The sequence below is a fragment of the Acinetobacter sp. AHP123 genome (genome assembly GCF_023757925.1).
GTDB lineage: Bacteria > Pseudomonadota > Gammaproteobacteria > Pseudomonadales > Moraxellaceae > Acinetobacter > Acinetobacter oleivorans.
Map to the genome: position 1 here is coordinate 1,374,532 of NZ_CP092454.1, position 21,907 is coordinate 1,396,438.

Here is a 21,907-nt window from a genome sequence, read left to right on the forward strand (position 1 = left end):
CTAATGCGTGGTGTAAATAAGGTTATTTTGGTTGGTACTTTGGGTCGTGATCCTGAAACAAAAACTTTTCCAAATGGGGGCTCGCTGACTCAATTTTCAATCGCAACAAGTGAAGCTTGGACCGATAAAACTTCAGGTGAGCGTAAAGAACAAACTGAATGGCACCGTATTGTTTTGCATAACCGTTTAGGTGAAATTGCTCAGCAGTTCCTACGTAAAGGTTCTAAGGTTTATATTGAAGGTTCATTACGCACGCGCCAGTGGACTGATCAAAATGGCCAAGAGCGCTATACAACAGAAATTCGTGGCGAACAGATGCAAATGTTAGATGGTCGTCAACAAGGTGAACAAGGTTTCGCTGGCGGTAATGATTTCAACCAACCACGTTTTAATGCACCTCAACAAGGTGGTAATGGTTATCAAAATAATAACAACCAAGGTGGCGGCTACGGCCAAAACAATGGCGGTGGTTATGGTGGCCAAGGTGGTTTCGGTAATGGTGGCAACAGCCCACAAGGTGGTGGTTTCGCTCCTAAAGCGCCACAACAACCTGCGTCTGCACCAGCTGATTTAGACGACGACTTACCGTTCTAATCAAAAGTTTCAAAAAAGGCGAGTTTATCTCGCCTTTTTTATTACTCAATTCCGAGCAAACGTATTAGGGCGGTGCCTGCTGCTGCTAAGCAAATTACCAATAAAAGCGGTACTTTTTTCCAAACCAAGAGAAGTGCTAGCCCAACACCGAATATACGCGCGAAACCTGCGAAATCTTGGCCTTCAAAAAATGTCGTCGTGACCGCAATCGCACAGAGTAAAACAGTTGCGCCGTTTGACAGTAAAATTTGGTATTTTTCAGAAAAAGTAAACTTGGCGCCTAAGTGAAAACCAGCAAAACGAATCCCATATGTTCCAAGTGCTAGCAAGCCTATGCCCAAAATAATGAGTAATTGTTGATTCATTTTTTTCTACCAAATATTAAACCAAAAAGTGAAATCAGAATTGGGAGTCCTGAGGCCAAAAAAGGTGTGGTAATCAGTGCCAAAGTTGATCCGGCAAATGCCGCTTTTCGGGTAGATTTATTCTTTAAAGCATTAAAAGTAAGTGCAATTAAAATGGCAGGGAAAATGGCATCTAGACCGAACGTTTTTGGGTCTGGAATAGCACTTCCAATAAAATAACCCGCAGTGACACCGAGTGGCCAAGTCAGCATGATGCCTATACCACATAGCCAGTAAGCGGCTTTTTTTGTCTCGAAATCGGGCTGTGCCATACCAAATAAAACGCTTTCATCGTTCATGATATGAGCCCCGAAATATCGAGAGAATTTACCTCTGATTAATTCATTGACAGCAATACCAAAAGGCAGATGTCTTAAATTGACGAGTAGTCCTGCAATCGCAGCAGCAATTGGGCTACCACCTACAGCCAAGAATCCAATAAAAATAAATTCAGCAGTTCCTGCGAGCACAAATACAGATAGGCAGAGCGGGATCCAGAGCGCTAAGCCATAGCTTGCGGCGAGTGAACCTAAAGACATACCAACAACACTGGTTGCTAGACAGACAAAGAAAATCGAGCGGGTGGTGTCTTTACTAAGTTTCTTAATGAGAGCGTATGTGGACATAGTATGATATAACGAACGATTTTCCATTATAATGAATAAGTCTGATCGTTTTGTCAAAACGAACGATCGTTTTTTTTATAGAACGGATGTGGTGAATGTCTCAGCCAATTGAAATTATTGCCAAAGGTTTAAATCGTGAACGTCAAAGAGCAGGGCTTTCTTTGGCAGAAGTTGCCCGTCGTGCAGGCGTTGCAAAGTCTACACTTTCTCAATTAGAGGCAGGGCAAGGTAACCCAAGCATTGAAACGCTATGGGCACTTTGTGTGGCACTGAATATTCCATTTGCACGTTTGATGGAAGAACCGAGCAATCAGGTACAAGTGATTCGCTGTGGCGATGGGCCAACAGTGAGTTCTGAGATTGCTAATTACAAGGCAATTTTGTTGGCAACTTGTCCCCCTCATGCGCGCCGTGATGTGTATTTACTAATTGTTGAGCCGGGCGAAGACCGTCTTTCAGAACCTCATCCAGTTGGTTCTGTGGAACACATTATTGTGGTCGAAGGTAAAGCTTTAGTGGGCTTAATTAATGAAGCTGTTGAGCTCGGTGTCGGAGATTATATTTGTTACCCTGCCGACCAGAAACATATCTTTAGAGCCTTGGAAGCAGGTACAAAAGCGTTATTAATTTCTGAACAAAACTAAATAATTCCAATCTTATTAAAGTAAAACTTAATTATTTTCAAAATAAAAACTTAAAAGCATTTACCAGCATTTCAGACAAAAAGAGCCAATTTTGCGTATAAATTTTGCAATTGGCTCTCTCTTTTATTCCAAAAATGGCTCTCGTTTCTTGACTGCCGAAACGACAAATTAAAGCCATTGGAAGTATGCATACGGAAGCGCCGGATAAGCTCAGTGATTTTTCTGTTTTAGGAATTGGGCAGAACGGCTAAATTTTTAGGGGATATTTTTTGGCTTCGGAGGTTTTCCGAGACTAGCCGATATCCTCCATATATTAAGGAAAATGATATGGCAGCTCATCAAAATGGTTCTGAAGCCAATCACTCCCAAAGTTTAAAACATGGACTCAAATCACGCCACTTAACGATGATCTCGATTGCAGGGGTAATTGGTGGCTCTTTATTCGTAGGCTCGGGCAGTATTATTTACAATACGGGACCTGTAGTTTTTCTAACTTACGCTTTAGGTGGTTTACTCGTTTGGTTCATCATGCGTATGTTAGGCGAGATGGCCGTTTTAAACCCTGATAGTGGCTCTTTTTCAACATATGCTGACCGTGCGATTGGCCGTTGGGCAGGTTTCTCAATTGGCTGGTTGTACTGGTGTACGCTCGCAATGCTCATGGGCTGGGAAGCCTATGTGGCAGGTAAAATTTTAAATAATTGGTTCCCATTTATACCGATCTGGGCCTATATGGTTGTCGTGATTGGTGCCTTAGTCGCAGTCAATTTACAAAACGTGAAAAACTATGGCGAATTTGAGTTCTGGTTTGCACTCATCAAAGTCATCGCGATTGTTATCTTCTTGGTGATTGGTAGTTTAGCCATCATGCATTTGTGGCCTTGGGGCAATCCGGCTGCTTCTGGTATTAGTAATTTAACCTCTCAAGGCTTTATGCCAAATGGAGGGTCATCCGTTATTACAGCCTTGCTTGGGGTCATGTTTGCTTATATTGGCGCTGAAATTGTCACTGTAGCGGCAGCAGAATCGGCAAATCCATCTAAAGAAATTCGTAAAGCTTCGAACTCGGTGGTTTGGCGAATTATTTTATTCTATGTAGGCTCAATGTTTGTTGCGGTATGTCTCATTCCTCACAACAATGAACTTTTGAAAGATTCGACTTGGGGTACTTATAGTGTGACTTTGTCTGCACTCGGTATTCCGGGGGCACGTCATATCGTAAATTTTGTGGTTCTCACGTCGGTATGTAGTTGCTTTAACTCAGCACTTTATACGTGTTCACGTATGCTGTTCTCTTTAGCTAAACGTGGCGATGCACCGAAAAGTTTTGGCTCTGTAAACAGTAAAAGCAGTCCGTGGGTCGGTGTGATTGTGTCATGCTTCTTCTCTGTGATTGCCGTCGTTTTAACTGCAACTAAGAGTATGGATGTTTACGACTTTTTCATGCTAACGACGGGTGCAGCAACACTGTATGTGTACCTGACGATTGCTTATTCTCAGCTTCGTATGCGTAAAAAGTTAGAAGCTGAAGGCGTGAAAATTGACTTTAAAATGTGGATGTTCCCTTACTTAACTTATGTGGTGATCTTTGCAATTATTGGCGCAATTCTTACCATGTTGATTGAAGGTACATATTTTAAAGAAGTAATTTACACCACCGCATTGTTCGGCATTATTGTGTTCTTCGGATTGTTGTCTGAAAAATTGGGTTGGGGTAAAGAGCGTAGAGCGACCCATTTAACCCATACGCATGAAGAAAAGTTAGTTTAAATTTTTAAATAAAAAAGAGCCTCACAATGAGGCTCTTTTTTATTTGGCTTAGTACGAGAAAACAGTTAATTCAGCGTAGGTACACCTGCTTCACGTAAGCACTGGAGCAACACACCGAAAGCCATCACCATGTCTTTTTCATTTACACAGGCAAAGCCCATGAGCAGTCCGCGCTCTGCGTGAGCATGCGATTGCATGTAGTACTGTGAAAGTGGTCGAACTTTGACACCACGTTCAAGTGCGGTTGTTGCAATCGCGACATCATCGCAAGAGTTTGGTAGTTTTAAAACTAAGTGTAATCCTGCTGCTTCGTCATATTCATGAATAAATTCGGGGCCAAGATAGCGTTTAATCAGACTGACTAAATAATCGCGTCTCTTTCCATAAAGTAAACGCATACGACGAATATGCGCTTCGTAATGACCTTCACGAATAAATTCTGCTAGGGCCTTTTGCTCAAGTAAATGCCCACCACGATACAGCTCGGCTGCCACAATACGTAGGGGTGAAAAGAGTGGTTTAGGCACCACCAAATACCCAATTCTTAAAGATGGATAAATGGTTTTGCTGAACGTGCCCATGTACAGCACAGGCGCATCATTTTCTAAGCCTTGTAATGACGGATACGGTTGGCCTGAGAAACGAAACTCACTGTCGTAATCATCTTCTACAATCCAGCTATTGTGCTGGCGGGCAATTTCAATCAGTTTACGTCGACGATCTAGGCTTAAATGTGAACCCAGTGGATATTGGTGTGATGGTGTGACAAAAATGAGTTTAGGTGGTTTAACTGGATTTTCTTCGGGAATAATGCCTTCGGCATCGACTGGCATAGGTTGAATATCTACGCCATTAATACGTAAAGTGTTGCGCATTCCCCAATACCCCGGATCTTCGATCCAGACGCGATCACCAATATCACTGAGCGCACGCGAGACTAAGTCAATCGCTTGGTGAATACCCTCGGTAATAATAATCTGGTCTGCATCGCACTGGACTGAACGTGCAACACGCAAGTAATCTGCCAACGCACTTCGAAGCTCTATACATCCACCTGCATTGCTATAAATCAGGCGGTTAATGTCGGGCTCTCGGCTTAAACGGGCCTGAATGCGACTAAAAATATGATGTGGAAACTCTGTTACGTCAGGCGCTCCCGGCACGAAAGCTCCCCATTGATGCGGCGACGCTGCGGCATAGCCTAATAAGTTTGAACCACGATTTGAGAGCGCGTAAGAGTTTTGAACTTTCGGACTTGAAACTGCTTTTTTCTTATTTTGTGTATTTAAAAAACTCTCTGGTAGTTTTTCGGCAACCCATGTGCCATGACCTGTACGAGCCTCTAAATAGCCTTCAGCCTGTAGCTGTTCGTAGGCGGTAAGAACAGTATTTCTCGAAACATGAATTTCACTGGCTAAGTCACGGGAAGCGGGCAAGCGTGTTTTAGGCTGAATGACGCCATCAATAATGGCACCACGCAGACAACGGAAAAGGCGTTGATGTAGTTTACCTTCGGTGTCCTGTTGGAGCCGTTGTAATAAATGATCTCCAAGTAAACTACGCAATTGGCTCTCTCCTACAGTTAAAAAATGGCTCTCGTCAGTTGCCGCCAGACGAGCGAAATTACATGCATAGGCAGTCGTTGTAAAGCACCCTGAAAATTAAGCACAGGATGCAAAAAACCAAAGCTGCAACTGATGATGAAAATATGAGGGAATCAAATGGATAATCAACATTCTGCACTTAACGCACGTAAACAGCAAGCAACTCCACGTGGTGTAGGCGTGATGTGTCAGTGGTATGCAGAAAAAGCTGAAAATGCCACGCTTTGGGACAAGGAAGGCAACCAATTTATCGACTTTGCTGGTGGTATCGCGGTTTTAAATACAGGCCATCGCCACCCTAAAGTCATTGCAGCGGTGACTGAACAACTTACTAAATTTACTCACACTGCCTATCAAGTAACACCTTATGAAAGCTATGTGGCTTTAGCTGAGCGTATTAATGAGCGTGCGCCAATTGCTGGTCCTGCTAAGTCAGCTTTTTTTACAACAGGTGCAGAAGCAGTTGAAAATGCGGTGAAGATTGCTCGTTGTTACACAGGTCGTCACGGCATTATCACTTTTGGTAACGGTTTCCACGGTCGTTCATTCATGACCATGGCGATGACAGGTAAAACTGCACCTTACAAACGTGATTTCGGTGTGATGCCAGCGGGTGTGTTCCACGCACGTTACCCTGTGCCTGCTAAAGGTATTTCAGTAGATGCAGCAATTGAAAGCGTTGAAGATATTTTTAGTGAAGATATTGCACCACATGATGTTGCAGCAATCGTACTTGAACCAGTACAAGGTGAGGGCGGTTTCAATGTTGTGCCAGCTGAGTTCTTAAAACGTTTACGTTCAATTTGTGACAAGCACGGCATTTTATTGGTTGCTGACGAAGTGCAATCAGGTTTTGCCCGTACTGGTAAATTGTTCGCAATGAACTATTACGAGACTAAAGCAGACTTGATCACGATGGCGAAAAGCTTAGGTGGCGGTTTCCCAATTTCGGGTGTTGTTGGTCGTGCAGAAGTGATGGACGCACCAAACCCAGGTGGACTAGGTGGTACTTACGCAGGTAGCCCGATTGCAGTTGCTGCTGCGCACGCGGTAATTGATGCGATTGAAGAAGAAAACTTATGCGATCGTGCAAATGAATTAGGTGCAGAGTTAGTCGCTACCCTTAAAGATATTCAACAAGCAACGGGCGACGTTGTAACTGATATTCGTGCATTAGGTTCAATGGTTGCAGTAGAGCTTGAAACAGCTGAACAAGCAAAAGTTGTACAAAACTATGCAATGGAAAACGGGTTGTTACTTCTTACTTGTGGTAAATACGGTAATGTAATTCGTTTCTTATATCCATTAACCATTCCTGCTGAACAATTCCGTCAAGGCCTTGATATCTTAAAACAAGGTTTTGCAACTCTAAAAGCAGGTAGTGCAAAAGCAATGGAGCAATCTGCATGATTCAAAATAATTTGCAGTATTTATTAAAACATCCTGATATTTCATTAGAAGCACCTGCTTCAAATGATTATATCGAGGTTAATGATGCTGCTACGGGTGAAACTTTGGCATGGGTAAAAACCTATGACCGTGCAGGGGTTGAAGCCGCAATTAATCGTTCAGCAAAAGCGCAGGCTGCTTGGAAAAAGCAAACTGCCTTGGCGCGTGCTGATGTGTTATTGGCATGGTACAACCTCATGCTTGAGCACAAAGAAAATCTGGCTCAAATCTTAACGGCTGAGCAAGGTAAGCCATTGGCAGAAGCACGTGGTGAAATTGGTTATGCAGCATCATTCATCCGTTGGTTTGCTGAGCAAGCTCGCCGTATTGATGGTGAAGTTTTAACACCTACGTTGCCAAACCAACGCTTGCTCGTGATTAAACAAGCGATTGGTGTTACAGCTGCAATCACGCCGTGGAACTTCCCAGCTGCCATGATTACGCGTAAAGCAGGTCCGGCTATTGCTGCGGGTTGTTCAATGTTGGTTAAACCAGCAGAACAAACACCGTTAACAGCGTATGCACTTGAAGTATTGGCGTTACAGGCAGGCTTACCAGCTGATGTTTTAATTAACATTAGTGGTGATGCGGTTGAAGTTGGTAAAACCCTATGCGAAAGCGATATTGTTCGTAAGTTAAGCTTCACAGGTTCAACCCAAGTGGGTCGTATCTTGATGCAACAATGTGCGCCAACCATTAAAAAGCTTTCACTTGAACTTGGTGGTAATGCACCAGTTGTGGTATTTGACGACGCTAATCTTGAACAAGCTGTTCAGGGCATTATGGCAAGTAAATATCGTAACAGCGGTCAGACTTGTGTTTGTGCGAACCGTATTTATGTTCAAGACGGTATTTACGATGCGTTGGCAGACCGTTTGGTTGAAGCTGTGTCTAAATTGAAAGTTGGCGATGGCCGTCAAGAAGGTTCAACTCAAGGGCCTTTAATTGATGAAGATGCGATTGCAAAAGTTCAGTCTCATATTGCAGATGCAACTGAGAAAGGCGCGACAGTTCGTATTGGTGGTCAACGCTCGGCACTTGGCGGTACATTCTTTGAACCAACAGTTTTAACTGGCGTAACCCAAGACATGAAAGTGTCTAAAGAAGAAACTTTTGGTCCCCTTGCACCACTGTTCCGCTTTAAAACTGAAGATGAAGCAGTGGCGATGGCGAACGATACCGAGTTCGGTTTAGCTGCTTATTTATTTACTCAAAGCACAGCTCGTCAATGGCGTGTGGGTGAAGCACTTGAGTACGGTATGGTCGGTATTAACACAGGCGCAATTTCAAATGAAGTTGCTCCGTTTGGTGGCGTAAAACAGTCAGGTCTAGGCCGTGAAGGTTCAAAATTCGGCATCGAAGAATATGTCGAAATGAAATACCTATGCGTAGACTTATCTGAGTAAGGAACAAAGCGAGTTCGCTTTGTTCTGAACGAAAACATGCAGTTATGCTGTATGTGATGTTTCACAAAAACCGGTCATGCCCATTCATGACCGGTTTTTTTATTTAAGTTGGCAGATATCCTTCATGGCTTTCAGGTAAACGCCTGAGTTCTTCAATCAGGGTTTCAATGAGTTTTTCGACCACCAGACGTTGACCTTTTCTAGACACATAGACCAGTTGTAGCATGCCTATATTAGACTTCCAGTCAGGAAGAATATGAACAAGTGTGCCTTTGCGAATTTCCGATTCAACGGTTAAAAAAGGAAGGTCGGCAATACCTAATCCGTCCATCACGGCATAGTAAACGCCTGCTAAGTCATTACTTTTGATTCGTGGTTGATAAGGCACATCAACCGATTCACCATTACGTATATTGCATAAATGCCAAATAGGGTTTTGTTTTTGAGTACCCAAACTAATACTTGGAAAGTCTTGTAATTCCGAATAATGCTCAATGGTACGGCCTTGAAGTAATTCGGGCGAAGCCACTAGACAGTGATCAGTTTTAATCACATCCCGAACAATTAAATTCGAATCTTCATTGGGTTCAAAATTGGTCCGAATTGCGAGATCGATGTCATCATGCAAAATATCAACTCGACGGCTCGTCAGCTCAAGAGCAATCTCAACTTTAGGGTAGGTTTTTAAAAATTGATTTAAAATTTTTCTAATTTGAAAATGCATCATAAGCGGTGGACAGCTTACTTTCACTAACCCTTGAGGTTCACTTTTTTGCTTTAACAAAACGTTTTCTGCACATTCAACTTGAGCAATGACTTTGCAGCATTCTTCATAGAACTCTTGGCCTAAATCGGTCACTTTAAAATGTCGGGTTGTTCTTTGAATGAGGCTAGCGTTAAATTTATTTTCAAGGTCAATAATGCGTCGGCTGAGCTTAGATTTACTAATATTTTCAGCTTCACTGGCCGCACTAAAGCCGCCGTGTTTTACGACTAAATAGAAATAATAAAAATCATCAAAAGAGCTTATCAATGTCAGATCAATCCATTTAAATTCAAGATTAGAGCGCTTAAGCACTCTAATCTTGGCAATAGAATTTATTTTTGCGATGTATTAAAGCTATAGCTGGTCATCAGGTTGCGGTAATCAGGAATATGATTTGAGAAGAGTGCACCTAGACCTTCAATATCATTACGCCAGTCACGGTGTAACTCACAAGCCATACCGAACCAAGTCATAAGCTGAGCACCTGCTTTTGACATACGGTCCCAAGCAGCATCACGTGTTAATTCATTGAAAGTACCAGAAGCATCGGTAATCACAAACACTTCAAAGCCTTCAGCGAGTGCAGATAAAGCTGGGAACGCCACGCAAACCTCAGTGACTACACCAGCAATAATCAGTTGTTTTTTACCTGTCGCTTTGACCGCTTTTACAAAATCTTCATTGTCCCAAGCGTTGATTTGACCAGGACGTGGAATAAATGGCGCATCTGGAAAAAGCTCTTTTAATTCTGGAACTAAAGGACCATTTGGACCGTTTTCAAAACTCGTGGTAAGAATAGTCGGTAAATTAAAATATTTCGCAGCATCTGCAAGTGCTAATACATTATTTTTAAATTTATCTGGATCGATATCTCGAACTAAAGAAAGTAAACCTGCTTGGTGGTCAACTAAAAGAACCGCAGCATTATCCTTGTCTAAACGTACGTAATCTTGAGCCATTTTTTATGTCCTCGTGTTATCAAAATAAATAATCAAAAATTATTAAGTAGGTCATCAGTGCCTAAAATTATGCTAGATGAGTTTGTTGTCGTGATTAAGTCTAAAAAATAGGATTAAGAATTTTAAAAATAGGACGATCTTAAAAAGAGTACCTCAAACTTTATGATTGTCTCATAGATGAAATAATGTGTTGCTAATCCTGATCTATAAACTGCAATTATTGAGGCGTAAAATCAATCTCAGTTCAAGAAAATCCTACATATATAGGAGAGATCAGATGAAGAAATTTCTTGGTGCATATCAAAATAACCACATGCATTGGGTGGGTGATGGTTTCCCTGTATATAACCTATTCTCTTATGACCGTTTAGGCCAAACCTTAAGCCCATTTTTGCTACTCGATTATGCAGCGCCTTATACCTTCTCGCCAACGACTGAACAGCAAGGTGTCGGTTCGCATCCACACCGTGGCTTTGAAACAGTGACAATCGCCTATCAAGGTGAAGTGACTCATAAAGACTCAAGTAGCGGCGGCGGAACCATTAAAACTGGTGATGTGCAATGGATGACTGCGGGTGCAGGCGTGTTGCATGAAGAGTTCCATTCTCCTGAATTTGCAGAGCATGGTGGTCTTTTTGAAATGGTGCAATTGTGGGTAAATTTACCTGCTCATTCAAAAATGACGCCTGGAAAATATCAAGCAATTGAAGCGAAAGAGATTCCAGACATTGCGTTAGACGAGCATGGCAGTCATTTACGTGTGATTGCTGGTGAATATGCAGATGCAAAAGGTGCAGCAACGACATTTAGTCCATTAAATGTATGGGATGGTAAATTGGCTAAAGGTCAAAAACATACCCTCTATGTACCTGAAGGTCACACCACGCTTGTTGTGGTATTAGATGGCGCAGTTGTGGTCAATGATGCTAATCGTCTTGAAGGTAAAACCGTTGCGATTTTGTCTCGTGAGGGTGTTGAGTTTAGCTTAAATGCAGAAGAAGACACTAAATTCTTAGTGTTGACTGGTCAACCACTTAACGAACCAATCGAAGGTTATGGTCCATTCGTAATGAATACCAAAGCTGAGATTATGGAAGCGATTAATGATTTTAATCGTGGAAAATTCGGTTCAATCATGCAAGAAGGATAAATTGTTTAATTGCGCTTAATCCGCTATTAAAACAAAGTAATAAAAAGCCCGCTATCAAGTGTGAATAGCGGGCTTTTTCGCTGTAAAGATTCTGTTTTTATGATGGTTTTCATTGTTGTTGCGGCATTGTTTTATGTGATTTGGTTCTCATTATTGTGGCTCTATGATATCTCAAAAAAAGATAGTTGTAAAACATATGATATAAATATAGTTAAATTATCTTATTTTATTTAAAAGATTTTTTTTAAATTTATAAAAAATATCAGTTTTTATATGACTGTATATTTTTGTAAAAAAATATAAAAAGCTAGCCTGCTCGGTAATGAAATTTTTTCTATATAAATTGATGCAAAAAATAAAAATCTGGTAGTTTTTAATACGGTGTTTTTTTAGGGTATGAGTGATAATCAAAAAAATTCTCGAAAAATGGGACATCATTTTGAATATCGCAATTATTGGCAGTGGAATGGCAGGTCTTGCGGCAGCAAGAATTCTGAAAGATGCAGGGCATACGATCACGATATTTGAAGCACTTCCTGGCCGGGGAATGGATAGCCATAGCATTGAATTCGATGGTGGAATTATTGATGCACCGCTACGTGTGATGAATCCACATCTGTGGAAGAATACACTCAGCCTTGCTGCTCATTTAGGCATTAAAACTTTCCCAGTTCGTACTTATATGTCATGTAGCTGGTTATTCGAAGATCGTACGGAAACATGGTTAACGACATCTCGTAGTCGTATTGGTAATTTCCCAATTATCAATAACCGTAAAGGCATCCAGCAATATGGCTGGCGTCTTGTGAAAGGAATGTTGCAATTAAAAACTGCAATTCACCAGTTTTTCAAATCTAAAAATCAAGATATTACCCTCGCTGAATTTATTAATCAGAACGATATAGAAGAAGTATTCTGGCATGGCGTTGTAATGCCGGTGCTCTATACAATTTGTACGTGTAATCCAAAAACAATTGGCGACTGGCCTGCAAAAAACTTACTTGAGTTTTTACGTCACTTAACTGATGGTGATATGCTTTTACGTATGAAAGGTGGTACACCTGCATTTGTAGACAGCTTAATTAAAGATATCGACATTCATAGCGGATCAGCGATTAAGAACGTTGAATTACAAGGCGAAAAAGTACTGGTTGAAAACAGCCAAGGTGAAAAGAACTTATTTGATCGAGTGATTGTGGCAACGCCAACGTCTAAAATTGATGAGTTTTTGAACCCTGAACAATTTGCTGAAGATATGAATTTGCTTAAGCAATTCCGTTTTGAGCAAGGTGATCTTGTTATTCATACAGATGCAACAGTAATGCCACCACGTCGTAAAGACTGGTCAGTGCTGAGCTATATGATGGATCGTAAGTTTACCCGTCAGCAATTCACAGTTTGGATGAATGCGGTTGAGCCATCGCTTGTGGGCAAAAATCCTGTATTCCAAACTTGGCGTCCAGTGACTGATATTGACCCTAAAAAAATCATTTCAAAAGTGACCTTAACGCGTGCAGTTGTAGACTCGCAAACAATTGCTCTAAATAAAGAATTGCAACAACGCCATTTAGACTTAAACCGTAAAGTATTTTACTGTGGTTCATGGTCATGTGATGGCTTACCAATTTTAGAGTCGGCAGTTACTTCTGCGATGCATATTGCTGAAATTTTAGGTGCACCTTTACCATTTGTAGGTTTAAAACCTCAAGTTGAAGTTGCTCCTGAGCTCGGTTACTAAAATTGTGAAAATAAAAGTCCGAGCGGCTCTTTCTCGACTTATTCCCCATAAATATGCAATTGATGCATCAAGTTTGGGAGATGATGAAGAGCTTGCTTGGACAAATTTGGGTTTTTGGAAAAATACCCAAAACTACCGTGAAGCTTGTTGCCTATTGGCAGATCATTTGGCACAAGCCGTCAATTTAAATTCAAAAGATCATCTCTTAGATTTAGGCTGCGGACAGGGTGCAAGTTTATTGCACTGGCTACAGCACTATCAGCCCAAAAGCCTCAGTGCAGTTGACTTACAACCAGAGTGTGTTAATAAAATTCAAAAGCTTATTCCTGAAATAAGCCAGATTTTTTGTGGTTCATTTTTAAATTTAAAACAATTTGAATTTAAACAACACTTCGATGCTGTGTTATGTATTGATGCGGCTTATCACAGCAATTTAAATTCATTTCTAGATTCAGTCACTCCAGTTTTAAATTCAAAAGGCCGATTAGGTTTTCATTACTTAATGCGTGCTGACACATGTCAAAACATGACCATCCTGCAAGAACAAAAGCATCGTTATTTACTCAAAGCAGCAAATGTCGCTTGGGATGCTGTACCGACTGAAAAAATACTAAGAACAACCTTGGAACAACAAGGTTTTGCTGATATTCAAATTGAAGATTTATCCGAGCCTGTATTACTCGGTTTTTCGCAGTATATTCAAAATCAGCAAGGAGAAAATCAAAGCCGAGGGTTGGCAAATTTTAAAATTCAAATGACTGCAAAGTTATGCCAGCAACTCTACCAAAATGGATATGTACGTTATATTCAAATCACAGCAATAAAAAATAGGATGAGCCATGTCAGCTAAATATCAAGGATCGTGTTTATGTGGAGCTGTGAGCTACCAAAGCGAAGCAGAGCCACGTTATAGCTTTAATTGCCATTGTCGAGATTGCCAGAAGGCAACAGGTTCAGCATATGCACCAATTGCTTTTTTTCACCAATCTGAATTGAAAGTAAGTGGTGAGCTGAAATATTTTGAAACTTTAGGATCTTCTGGCCGACCTATTAAAAGAGCATTTTGTCCGACTTGTGGTTCTCAGCTTTTTGGCTTACCTGAAATTGCCCCTGAAATGATTTCAATACGTGCAGGTACGCTTGATGACCCGAGTCTCTATCAGCCTAGAGCAGAGGTGTTTGTGAGCCAAGCCTACGCTTGGGATACGCTGAACCCAAACCTTAGACATTTTGAAAAAATGATAGAGAAGAGCAAGAAATAAAGCTTAATTAAAAAAGCCAAATATTCCTAAAATAATCATTAAAGTAAGGCTGCCAATAGCTAGAAATAATATAGTTTTTCTATATTTTAGCTGCGGCATTTTACTTACAATGAAAATAAGGCAGGCGAGTATGAGCGCTAAGGGCTGAAAAATATTTGATGGCAAAGTAAACATCTCAGTTCCTTGTTGTTTTTAAATTTATTTTAGAAATAAAGTAATAATCTCATTATATCGTCTTCTTATTTAATTGACGAACTGAACTTCTTCATAAATTCATATTTTCGTTTTTTATTTTCAAATATAGGCAAATCAAGTTTTAAATTTAAAAGCACTATGTACGCTTTTTCTTACATACATTCGGGAAATTGGCGTCTTTTTATGACCTCACGAATTGCCTATGATGAACTCATCAGGAACAGGAAGTTCCGAAACGTAAAACAACAATAATAAGTTTAAGCATCAGGACGTGAGGTATTACAGGAAGTGTACCTAGTAACGAAATACGAAAAAAGCCCAACAGGATGTTGGGCTTTTTTCATTTTATATTAATAAATTTGTTTGCCGCCTAATGCTGTGCAATCAACTGGCGTATTCCATTTCACGGCAGTTCCTGTAAGTACTGGACGTACAATACGCCATGGCCAGAAACCAAATCTTTGACTTTGATGATAATTAATCACCACATCTGCACCGTATTTACGAGCAATGATCGCTAATTTAGGTTTTACTTCTTCAAAACCACCATAGGTTCCTTTCGCGGCTTTAATTCGTTTAATAGATTTATAGTGCTCTGCTGAAGGAGTACCCTCAATTAAGCAAATGGGTGGGTTTGCAGTAGTTTGCATTTGAGCTTGAGATGTAGTGTCTTGAGCATATGTTGTTAAAGGCAACGTTAGAAATAAAGCAGGTAAAATAAAACGAAGTTTCATACTTTTCCGTATTGGTATCTTAATGAATTAAAGTTTATAAAATAGGTCTTATTCATATGACCTTATTTGGGGGCGCATTATAATCGTATCTTTTTAATATTTCTTATTTTAATCTTATATTTTTTAATAAATTAGCAGCATTCTATTTCACTTGTTAAATAAATAAATTCGTTTTAGAAAATTATTTTTAAGATTAGGTTTATAATAAGTCTTTATTAAAAACAAAAAAACAAAGCCTTTGACAAGAATTGTCTATCCCAATTATTATCCTTAAAAAATATTCTTAATATGTTATTAATTATGATGAAGAAAATATTATCTACTTTAGTTATTGGTTTATGTCTCACTCATCCAACCTTTGCACAGCCTGCTTCTAGTGAGTCTGTAAAAGAATTAATGAAGGTCACAAAATCCCAAGATTTATATAAACAAATGAACTCGTACATTGAGCAGATGATTTCAAAAACAATCTCTGAAGTTGAAATGCAACAAGGTAAACCCCTTAATTCACAACAAAAACAGGTCGTGGCAAATTTTGCTAAAAAGTTCTCTAACATTAGTGTAGAAGACATGGGTTGGGAAAAACTTGAGCCTGAATTTACTCGTATTTATGTGACAAATTTCACTCAAGAAGAAATCGATGGATTAATTAATTTTTATAAATCACCAGTTGGTCAAGCAGCTATAAACAAAATGCCTCTAGTGATGGAGCAAAGCATGAAATTGGGCCAAGATTTAACTAAAGAAGCTATGCCTAAAATTATAGCCGCAGCAAAAGAAATGGTTATTGAATTAGAGAAATATGAAAAATAATTTGAAGGGTGCGGATCAATAGGTCTGCACTCAATTTTTTGGTAATAATTATAAATCTTTAAGTATTTTAAAACCTACAGGCAACAAAAAACCCCATAAATCAAATATTCATGAGGTTTAATGATGGTGCCGACACACGGATTCGAACTGTGGACCTACTGATTACAAGTCAGTTGCTCTACCAACTGAGCTATGTCGGCGACGTGGAATGAATTCTACAGTTTCTTTAAAAAAATACAAGCCAAAAAATGATCACTTAAATTTTTTCTATCAGTTTTTAAATGTTTATGGGCTTGAGCTTTAGAAATAGCTTAAGACTTCAACACATAAATAAAAGAATCAACACATTCGCCACTATTTAAAGTGACTTGAACAGGTACTCTTTGGTATTCCTCGCCTTCAAAATCATCAAGTAATTTCCAGTTTGCATTTAAATGTTCTGAGCTAAAAACAAAACCTTGAACTTGATTGGTACTTTCATCAAGCACAATTCCCGGATAGCCTAAATCAGCTCCCCAACCTTGATTATGCAAGGTTCCGTTGACCCAACCTTCTGCCCATTGTCCGCCAATATTTTCAAGTATATGTGCATTAGGACGACCAGGACCTAAAGTGCCATAAACAAATAAACTCGACATGTGATTTTCCTTTAATTTAAAAATTAATGAGCTTTTGCGTGTGATGTATAAACGACTAAAAATATTCCAAGTAACGACAGTACAACGGTTAAGCCAACAATCGCACTCCAGCCACCATGTAACCAGAACCAGCCACCTGCTGAGCCAACAATACTCGAGCCCATATAGTAAAACAGTAAGTACAAGGAACTGGCGTGGGCTTTGGCTTGTTTGCTTTCGGCGCCAACGGAACTACTGGTGAGTGAGTGGGTAATAAAGAACCCTGTGGTAATAAATGCAATACCAATAATAATGCCGAAAAGAGAGCTGAGCAGGGTCATGAGGCTACCCACAATCATTAACGCAAAGCCGCTCATCATCATGGTTTTTTTACCGAAGCGGTCGGCTAATGTACCTGCCAATGATGAAGACACCATACCAAAGCTATACGACAAGAAAATAAGGCTAATTTGAGTCTGACTCAGTGAATAAGGTGCTCCGCTTAAACGGAAAGTGGCGTAGTTAAACAAGGTAACAAACACACTCGTGAGCAAGAAACCAATAGTAAACAGGCGTAGTAATTTTAAATTACTTAAATGGGTCCGCCACATTTGCAGGTGAAAATTTAAATTCAAACCTTTTTTCTGTACGAAATTACGCGAAACAGGAAGTAAATTCAAAAAGGCAATCGAGCAAATAAAACAGATTGCGCCAAGTAAGCCTAAAGCAGTTCGCCAAGAAAAATATTCAATCAAAATGCCCATGCCGACGCGGCCCATCATTCCACCAAAAGCCGTACCTGCAATATACAAACCCATAGTTTTACCCAAGTGTTCAGGTGCGATTTCTTCGGCAATCCAAGCCATCGTTACGGCTGGTACACCACCAAGCAATAGACCTTCTAGTGCTCGTGCTATGAGTAAGCTATGCCAGTTAGGTGTAAACATCGCCACAATATTAAGAATAGCTGCACACAGCATTGAACTGAAGATGACACCACGACGACCAATTGCCTGTGAAAAAGCACTAGATAGAACAATTGAAATAGCTAAAAAGGCAGTTGTTAAAGACAGCGCGAGAGAGCTGCTCGCAGGGCTAATTTGGAAGCTTTGGCTGAATGCTGGCAGGAGCGGTTGTACACAATAAATCAGAGAAAAACTGGCAAAGCCTACGAGGAATAAAGCAAATCCTGCATGTTTGTAGGCTTTAGTCCCTTTGTGAATCCATTCGCGGGAAAGAACAGAAGTTGCCTCAGTGTTTAAGGTACTGGGTGTAGATGAAGAGCTCATATCATGACCATGACAGAAAGAAATAGCAGTGCTTTGGGCGCATGCTGCATCGAGAGAATTCGATAAATTAAAATTAGCAATTTAGGTGGTATTTTTCTAATATATTTAACAACAGGTCATGATATGTTTTATATATAGCAATGGAACTCAGACATATACGCTACTTTTTAGCAGTGGCAGAAGAAAAAAACTTTACCAGAGCTGCACATCGTTTAAACATGAGTCAGCCGCCTTTAAGCATGCAAATAAGGGACTTAGAGGAAGAGCTAGGTGCAGATTTATTTATTCGTTCTCCGCAAGGGGTCGAGTTGACTGAAGCTGGGCTTGCCTTTTTAAATGCGATTCAGCCTGTACAACAACGTGTAGAAGATGCAGCGAACTTGGTTAAACAGGTAGCAAATGGTGAAGTTGGTCAATTGCGATTGGGTTTTACGGGTACCTCTATGTTGAACCCCCTAATTCCTAAATGCGTTCGCTATTTCCAGCAGCAATATCCTAAAGTGGATTTAAAACTTGAAGAAGCAAACACCTTGCTGCTCATCGATTTATTACTCGAAGACCGTTTGGATGTTGCGATTATAAGGTCACCACGCAATATTCCAGACAGTTTAATTATTCAAGAGTTATTAGCAGAGCCACTCATTGCTGCTTTACCTTCGGAGTCTTTTAATTTAGACGATTCATCACAAGAAATTGATTTAACGGCACTCCGAGAACTTGATTTTATTGTCTCGCCACCTTCAATTAGCGCAGGGCTTTTCGATGCGATTAAACAAGCCTGTCATGAGCGTGGTTTTGAACTAAAAATTGGACAAAATGCACCGCAAATTGTGTCAATTTTATCGTTAGTGTCTGCAAATTTAGGTGTGTCTTTGGTGCCAGAGTCGACCAAACAATTGCAAATACAAGGCGTAGCTTATCGTTCTTTGAAGGCGCCAGTACCTACGGTGGGTTTAGGGCTTGCTTATAAAAAACATGCCCCTTCACAAATGGCAATTAATTTTGCCAGTGTGGTGCAAGTGGCTTGTCACCATGCAGATGAATATCAGTGAGGTTGGTTTATGCTTTAGGCGCTTTATTAATTAAAACAATGCCTGAAATAATGAAAATTGCGCCATATAAAAATGATAAGGTTGGCTGTTCATGAATGAAAACCCAAGCCATCAGTGCCGCAAAAATGGGTTCGGAAAGTTCGGTCACTTGTACTTTTGCTGCGGGTAGATATGTTAACGCTTTGGTTGTGCAATAAAATCCAAGAATGGTAGGCAGAACTGCCAAGCCAATTAAACCTAAAATAATATTGGAATTAAAACTAATGCTATGAAAATTAATTAAAAAGGGAACGGCAAGATAAACACTACCAAAAAGTAATAAATACTTCGTTAGGAATAAGCCACCATTTAATCTGAATTTTTTAATTAATACTGAAAATAGCCCATAGCCAGTGCCTGCAATAGAGGCATTGATAAGCATTAATAAACTATTTTCACCTTTCCATGAAATTAAACTAATACCTGTTACAGCTAATAATGTTCCAGAAATAGAATGAATATAAATACTTTCTTTTAAAACTAATCTACCAAAAAATAAAGCTGAAATAGCCGCTGAAGCCATAAGTACCACAACTACATTAGCTGCTGCACCATGGTTGTAGGCAATAGTTTCGAAAAAGAATAGTGAAAAAATTCCTAAAAAAGCACATATCGCAATTTGGACAAAGACACTCAGTTTACTTGGCGTGTTGCTAATAAATGCAATCTTTTGGCTAACAGGAACTTTAAATAAAAACACACTTAAAAAGAAGAACGCGATGACTGTTTTTAAAAAAGCAATGTCTTGTGGGCTTAAGCCGCTGTGCATAAGCAGTTTACTGATCACACCAATAGAGGCATTGAGTGCAGCAGCACAGAGCGCAAATAGAGTCCCAATAATCAGATTATTCACTTTTCTAATACTTCCATATATTTAGCCATAAGGAGTCTACATTGTTTTTCGCAATATAGCCCTGTCAAATTCCTTCTTTTCCATGAAGTATAAATTATTTAAATTTTGTTGGTGAAGGATATTAATTTGAATTACTCCATTTATTAAAAATTATTTGTTGTTCGATTGTTAATTAAAATATTTTATTTAATTTTAATTAGAAATTCTTAAAAATAATATTTTGTTGACATTTTTAAAAATATATTTAAACATAATATTTGATTGTTTTAAGTTTAATTAATAACAGTCTTAATTCTAGCTAAATAAGTATTTAATACTTGGATAATAATTTAAATATAATGGAGATAACTCGTGTTTTTTTCACAGGAAAGTTTGAAAAAATTAGAAAGTGCGGTTGATCATGCTATGCATAGCGAGTTTAAAAAAGATGAGATTATGCATAAATTCCATAATGAAGACTGGTTCGATGAAAATTATTATAAACGTCATATTTTAGAGTGCGTTATTCGCATTCATATGAATAATGAATTAGATGCAAATGCAGTGCGTGTTGCAGCAATCAATAATATCTCTGCCGCAAAACAGCTTTCATATTATTTATATGATGAATTTGGTCACGATGAAATGTTTGGTCAGGATTTGACTAAATATGGTTATTCTTCAGATCAGATCGTTTCAAAAAATGCATTTCCTGAAACATGGAAACTGATGGGGTATTTAAACTTCTGCGTAGAGAAATTTGGGGCATTACCAGCAGTCGTTTGGGACTGGTTCCTCGAATATTATGGCGACAAATTTAATAATTTTATTACCCAAAAAGCGGGTGTTCACATGGGGAATCAGGCTGTATCGGGCGCAGCTTCGCATGTTGCATTTGATGAAGCTGAAGACCATAGTGGCATGATGACAGAGATGCTTTCTTCTGTAATTAAGACACAAGAAGACTTTGATCTAGCAATCAAGCATATCAATAGCTTTGTTCCGATGGTGGGTGAGTATTTTCAGGCTGTACGTGCTGAAACGCTTTCATAGCAATGGAATTAGAATATGCCAATGGTAAATATCCGCATTCAAGAGCATATTTACGTTGCTGATTCTGAACAGCCTTTCATCAATGCGGTGCCTGATAGCGCCGTGATGAAAGGCTGTTTAAAAGGTGTGTGCCGGGTTTGTCGATGTAAGCTAAAAGGTGGAGTCGTATATGAGTCGGGAAATCAGGTTGCCGTAGGGAAAGAGTTCTTACCTTGTATTAGCTATGCTCATAGCGATGTCGAAATCGCACCATTGGTTAATAATTTTAGTGTGGCTCGACTTGTTAGTAGAAGTTTTCTTGCTGAAAATATTGTTGAGCTCACATTTAAAATTAAAAGGACGTTCTTTAGCTCTAAAGCAATTGTGAATATCAAACACCCATCAGAGCCTTTAATTCGAAGTTACTCTGTAGTTTCACTGGGTGTAAAAAATTATGATTTTTTTGTTTTGCACATAAAATTAAGACCAAATGGAATATTTTCTAACTTATTTGAAAAGCTAGCGATTGGTGATCAATTAGAATACAACCTGAATAATCATATAGAACCTGAATACGAGAAAGATATCTCTACGCTCAATATTGTAAGCGGTGGAAGCGGCATGGGAGCTGCACTTACTCGTGGATTAGATCTTATCCGGAAAAATCCTATTTCTAAAGTAAATATCTATGCGATTAATCGGTCTGTTTTAAGTATTTATCATCAACATTGCTTCAATGTTTTTCGAGAACAAGTTGATGCTGAGGTCAATATTATAAATATCCCGTTTTGTACGTGGACGAATAATGGATTTGATTTTTCAAATTATTTGGACTCTCACGAGTTAACAGTGGGTGTTGGTTCTACCCCAATAATTAATAAAATTTTAAATCAGCCTCTATGTGAGTTAGAAAGTTTTGGTCCCTAACGGAG

At 39.4% G+C, this 21,907-nt stretch carries 22 protein-coding genes and 1 tRNA gene; 13 read left to right on the top strand and 10 right to left on the bottom strand.

What is annotated here, in order from left to right:
- Positions 1-3: 3 nt before the first annotated feature.
- Positions 4-594, top strand: a complete 591-nt coding sequence (gene ssb, locus MJX77_RS06490; protein ID WP_005300710.1) for a single-stranded DNA-binding protein — start codon at positions 4-6, stop codon at positions 592-594.
- 41 nt (positions 595-635) lie between these two features.
- On the opposite strand, the gene MJX77_RS06495 is transcribed toward ssb, so the two are convergent.
- Positions 636-959 (bottom strand): AzlD domain-containing protein, encoded by a 324-nt coding sequence (locus MJX77_RS06495; protein WP_144732607.1) that lies wholly within the window; start codon positions 957-959, stop codon positions 636-638.
- Positions 956-1,651: an AzlC family ABC transporter permease gene (locus tag MJX77_RS06500; protein ID WP_107880477.1), complete on the bottom strand. Its 696-nt coding sequence runs from the start codon at positions 1,649-1,651 to the stop codon at positions 956-958. The genes MJX77_RS06495 and MJX77_RS06500 overlap by 4 nt, the downstream gene beginning before the upstream one ends.
- Positions 1,652-1,719: 68 nt before the next feature.
- Here MJX77_RS06500 and MJX77_RS06505 point away from each other — a divergent pair, with 68 nt between their 5' ends.
- Together MJX77_RS06505 and MJX77_RS06510 are read left to right on the top strand one after the other, a co-directional pair.
- Positions 1,720-2,268 (top strand): helix-turn-helix domain-containing protein, encoded by a 549-nt coding sequence (locus MJX77_RS06505; protein ID WP_252060937.1) that lies wholly within the window; start codon positions 1,720-1,722, stop codon positions 2,266-2,268.
- A 327-nt stretch (positions 2,269-2,595) separates the two neighbouring features.
- Positions 2,596-4,038, top strand: a complete 1,443-nt coding sequence (locus MJX77_RS06510) for an amino acid permease (protein ID WP_151768127.1) — start codon at positions 2,596-2,598, stop codon at positions 4,036-4,038.
- A 65-nt stretch (positions 4,039-4,103) separates the two neighbouring features.
- On the opposite strand, the gene pdxR is transcribed toward MJX77_RS06510, so the two are convergent.
- Positions 4,104-5,603 carry a MocR-like pyridoxine biosynthesis transcription factor PdxR gene (pdxR, locus tag MJX77_RS06515; RefSeq protein ID WP_013196627.1) on the bottom strand — a complete coding sequence of 500 codons (1,500 nt, stop codon included), beginning with the start codon at positions 5,601-5,603 and terminating at the stop codon, positions 4,104-4,106.
- Between the two features lie 156 nt (positions 5,604-5,759).
- On the opposite strand from pdxR, the gene gabT reads away from it, so the two are divergent.
- Both gabT and MJX77_RS06525 read left to right on the top strand, forming a co-directional pair.
- Positions 5,760-7,052 carry a 4-aminobutyrate--2-oxoglutarate transaminase gene (gene gabT / locus MJX77_RS06520; protein ID WP_031949582.1) on the top strand — a complete coding sequence of 431 codons (1,293 nt, stop codon included), beginning with the start codon at positions 5,760-5,762 and terminating at the stop codon, positions 7,050-7,052.
- Positions 7,049-8,497, top strand: coding sequence for an NAD-dependent succinate-semialdehyde dehydrogenase (locus MJX77_RS06525; protein WP_005134538.1), 1,449 nt, complete (start codon positions 7,049-7,051; stop codon positions 8,495-8,497). The genes gabT and MJX77_RS06525 overlap by 4 nt, the downstream gene beginning before the upstream one ends.
- A 103-nt stretch (positions 8,498-8,600) precedes the next feature.
- Here MJX77_RS06525 and MJX77_RS06530 read toward each other — a convergent pair whose 3' ends face one another.
- Together MJX77_RS06530 and ycaC are read right to left on the bottom strand one after the other, a co-directional pair.
- Positions 8,601-9,575 (bottom strand): LysR substrate-binding domain-containing protein, encoded by a 975-nt coding sequence (locus MJX77_RS06530; RefSeq protein WP_252060938.1) that lies wholly within the window; start codon positions 9,573-9,575, stop codon positions 8,601-8,603.
- 20 nt (positions 9,576-9,595) lie between these two features.
- On the bottom strand, positions 9,596-10,222 hold the full coding sequence (ycaC, locus tag MJX77_RS06535; RefSeq protein ID WP_005300736.1) for an isochorismate family cysteine hydrolase YcaC: 627 nt from the start codon (positions 10,220-10,222) through the stop codon (positions 9,596-9,598).
- A 277-nt stretch (positions 10,223-10,499) separates the two neighbouring features.
- On the opposite strand from ycaC, the gene MJX77_RS06540 reads away from it, so the two are divergent.
- From MJX77_RS06540 to MJX77_RS06555, 4 genes are all read left to right on the top strand, one after another.
- On the top strand, positions 10,500-11,372 hold the full coding sequence (locus MJX77_RS06540) for a pirin family protein (RefSeq protein ID WP_252060940.1): 873 nt from the start codon (positions 10,500-10,502) through the stop codon (positions 11,370-11,372).
- Between the two features lie 439 nt (positions 11,373-11,811).
- Positions 11,812-13,110 (top strand): FAD-dependent oxidoreductase, encoded by a 1,299-nt coding sequence (locus tag MJX77_RS06545; RefSeq protein WP_043961653.1) that lies wholly within the window; start codon positions 11,812-11,814, stop codon positions 13,108-13,110.
- A gap of 4 nt (positions 13,111-13,114) precedes the next feature.
- Complete coding sequence (locus tag MJX77_RS06550) at positions 13,115-13,960, top strand: SAM-dependent methyltransferase (protein ID WP_252060942.1); 846 nt, start codon at positions 13,115-13,117, stop codon at positions 13,958-13,960.
- Positions 13,950-14,372 carry a GFA family protein gene (locus MJX77_RS06555; RefSeq protein WP_192836194.1) on the top strand — a complete coding sequence of 141 codons (423 nt, stop codon included), beginning with the start codon at positions 13,950-13,952 and terminating at the stop codon, positions 14,370-14,372. The genes MJX77_RS06550 and MJX77_RS06555 overlap by 11 nt, the downstream gene beginning before the upstream one ends.
- Positions 14,373-14,917: 545 nt before the next feature.
- Here the strand turns inward: MJX77_RS06555 and MJX77_RS06560 are convergent.
- Positions 14,918-15,301 carry a hypothetical protein gene (locus tag MJX77_RS06560; protein WP_252060944.1) on the bottom strand — a complete coding sequence of 128 codons (384 nt, stop codon included), beginning with the start codon at positions 15,299-15,301 and terminating at the stop codon, positions 14,918-14,920.
- Positions 15,302-15,601: 300 nt separating this feature from the next.
- On the opposite strand from MJX77_RS06560, the gene MJX77_RS06565 reads away from it, so the two are divergent.
- Positions 15,602-16,114 carry a DUF2059 domain-containing protein gene (locus MJX77_RS06565; protein WP_252060945.1) on the top strand — a complete coding sequence of 171 codons (513 nt, stop codon included), beginning with the start codon at positions 15,602-15,604 and terminating at the stop codon, positions 16,112-16,114.
- Between the two features lie 124 nt (positions 16,115-16,238).
- On the opposite strand, the gene MJX77_RS06570 is transcribed toward MJX77_RS06565, so the two are convergent.
- The 3 genes from MJX77_RS06570 to sxtP form a co-directional block, all read right to left on the bottom strand.
- Positions 16,239-16,314, bottom strand: a tRNA-Thr gene (locus MJX77_RS06570).
- 111 nt (positions 16,315-16,425) lie between these two features.
- Positions 16,426-16,752, bottom strand: a complete 327-nt coding sequence (locus MJX77_RS06575; protein ID WP_252060947.1) for a gamma-glutamylcyclotransferase family protein — start codon at positions 16,750-16,752, stop codon at positions 16,426-16,428.
- A 23-nt stretch (positions 16,753-16,775) separates the two neighbouring features.
- Positions 16,776-18,020: a multidrug efflux MFS transporter SxtP gene (gene sxtP / locus MJX77_RS06580; RefSeq protein ID WP_252060949.1), complete on the bottom strand. Its 1,245-nt coding sequence runs from the start codon at positions 18,018-18,020 to the stop codon at positions 16,776-16,778.
- A gap of 140 nt (positions 18,021-18,160) precedes the next feature.
- Between sxtP and sxtR the strand changes: the two genes are divergently transcribed.
- Positions 18,161-19,072 carry a multidrug efflux pump transcriptional activator SxtR gene (gene sxtR / locus MJX77_RS06585; RefSeq protein ID WP_252060951.1) on the top strand — a complete coding sequence of 304 codons (912 nt, stop codon included), beginning with the start codon at positions 18,161-18,163 and terminating at the stop codon, positions 19,070-19,072.
- Positions 19,073-19,079: 7 nt separating this feature from the next.
- Here the strand turns inward: sxtR and MJX77_RS06590 are convergent, their stop codons facing one another.
- Positions 19,080-19,964: a DMT family transporter gene (locus MJX77_RS06590; RefSeq protein WP_252060953.1), complete on the bottom strand. Its 885-nt coding sequence runs from the start codon at positions 19,962-19,964 to the stop codon at positions 19,080-19,082.
- Between the two features lie 351 nt (positions 19,965-20,315).
- On the opposite strand from MJX77_RS06590, the gene MJX77_RS06595 reads away from it, so the two are divergent.
- On the top strand, positions 20,316-20,996 hold the full coding sequence (locus MJX77_RS06595; protein ID WP_004789949.1) for a hypothetical protein: 681 nt from the start codon (positions 20,316-20,318) through the stop codon (positions 20,994-20,996).
- 15 nt (positions 20,997-21,011) lie between these two features.
- A complete protein-coding gene (locus MJX77_RS06600) occupies positions 21,012-21,902 on the top strand; it encodes a 2Fe-2S iron-sulfur cluster binding domain-containing protein (RefSeq protein WP_252060955.1) in 891 nt (296 codons plus the stop codon).
- Positions 21,903-21,907: the final 5 nt, after the last annotated feature.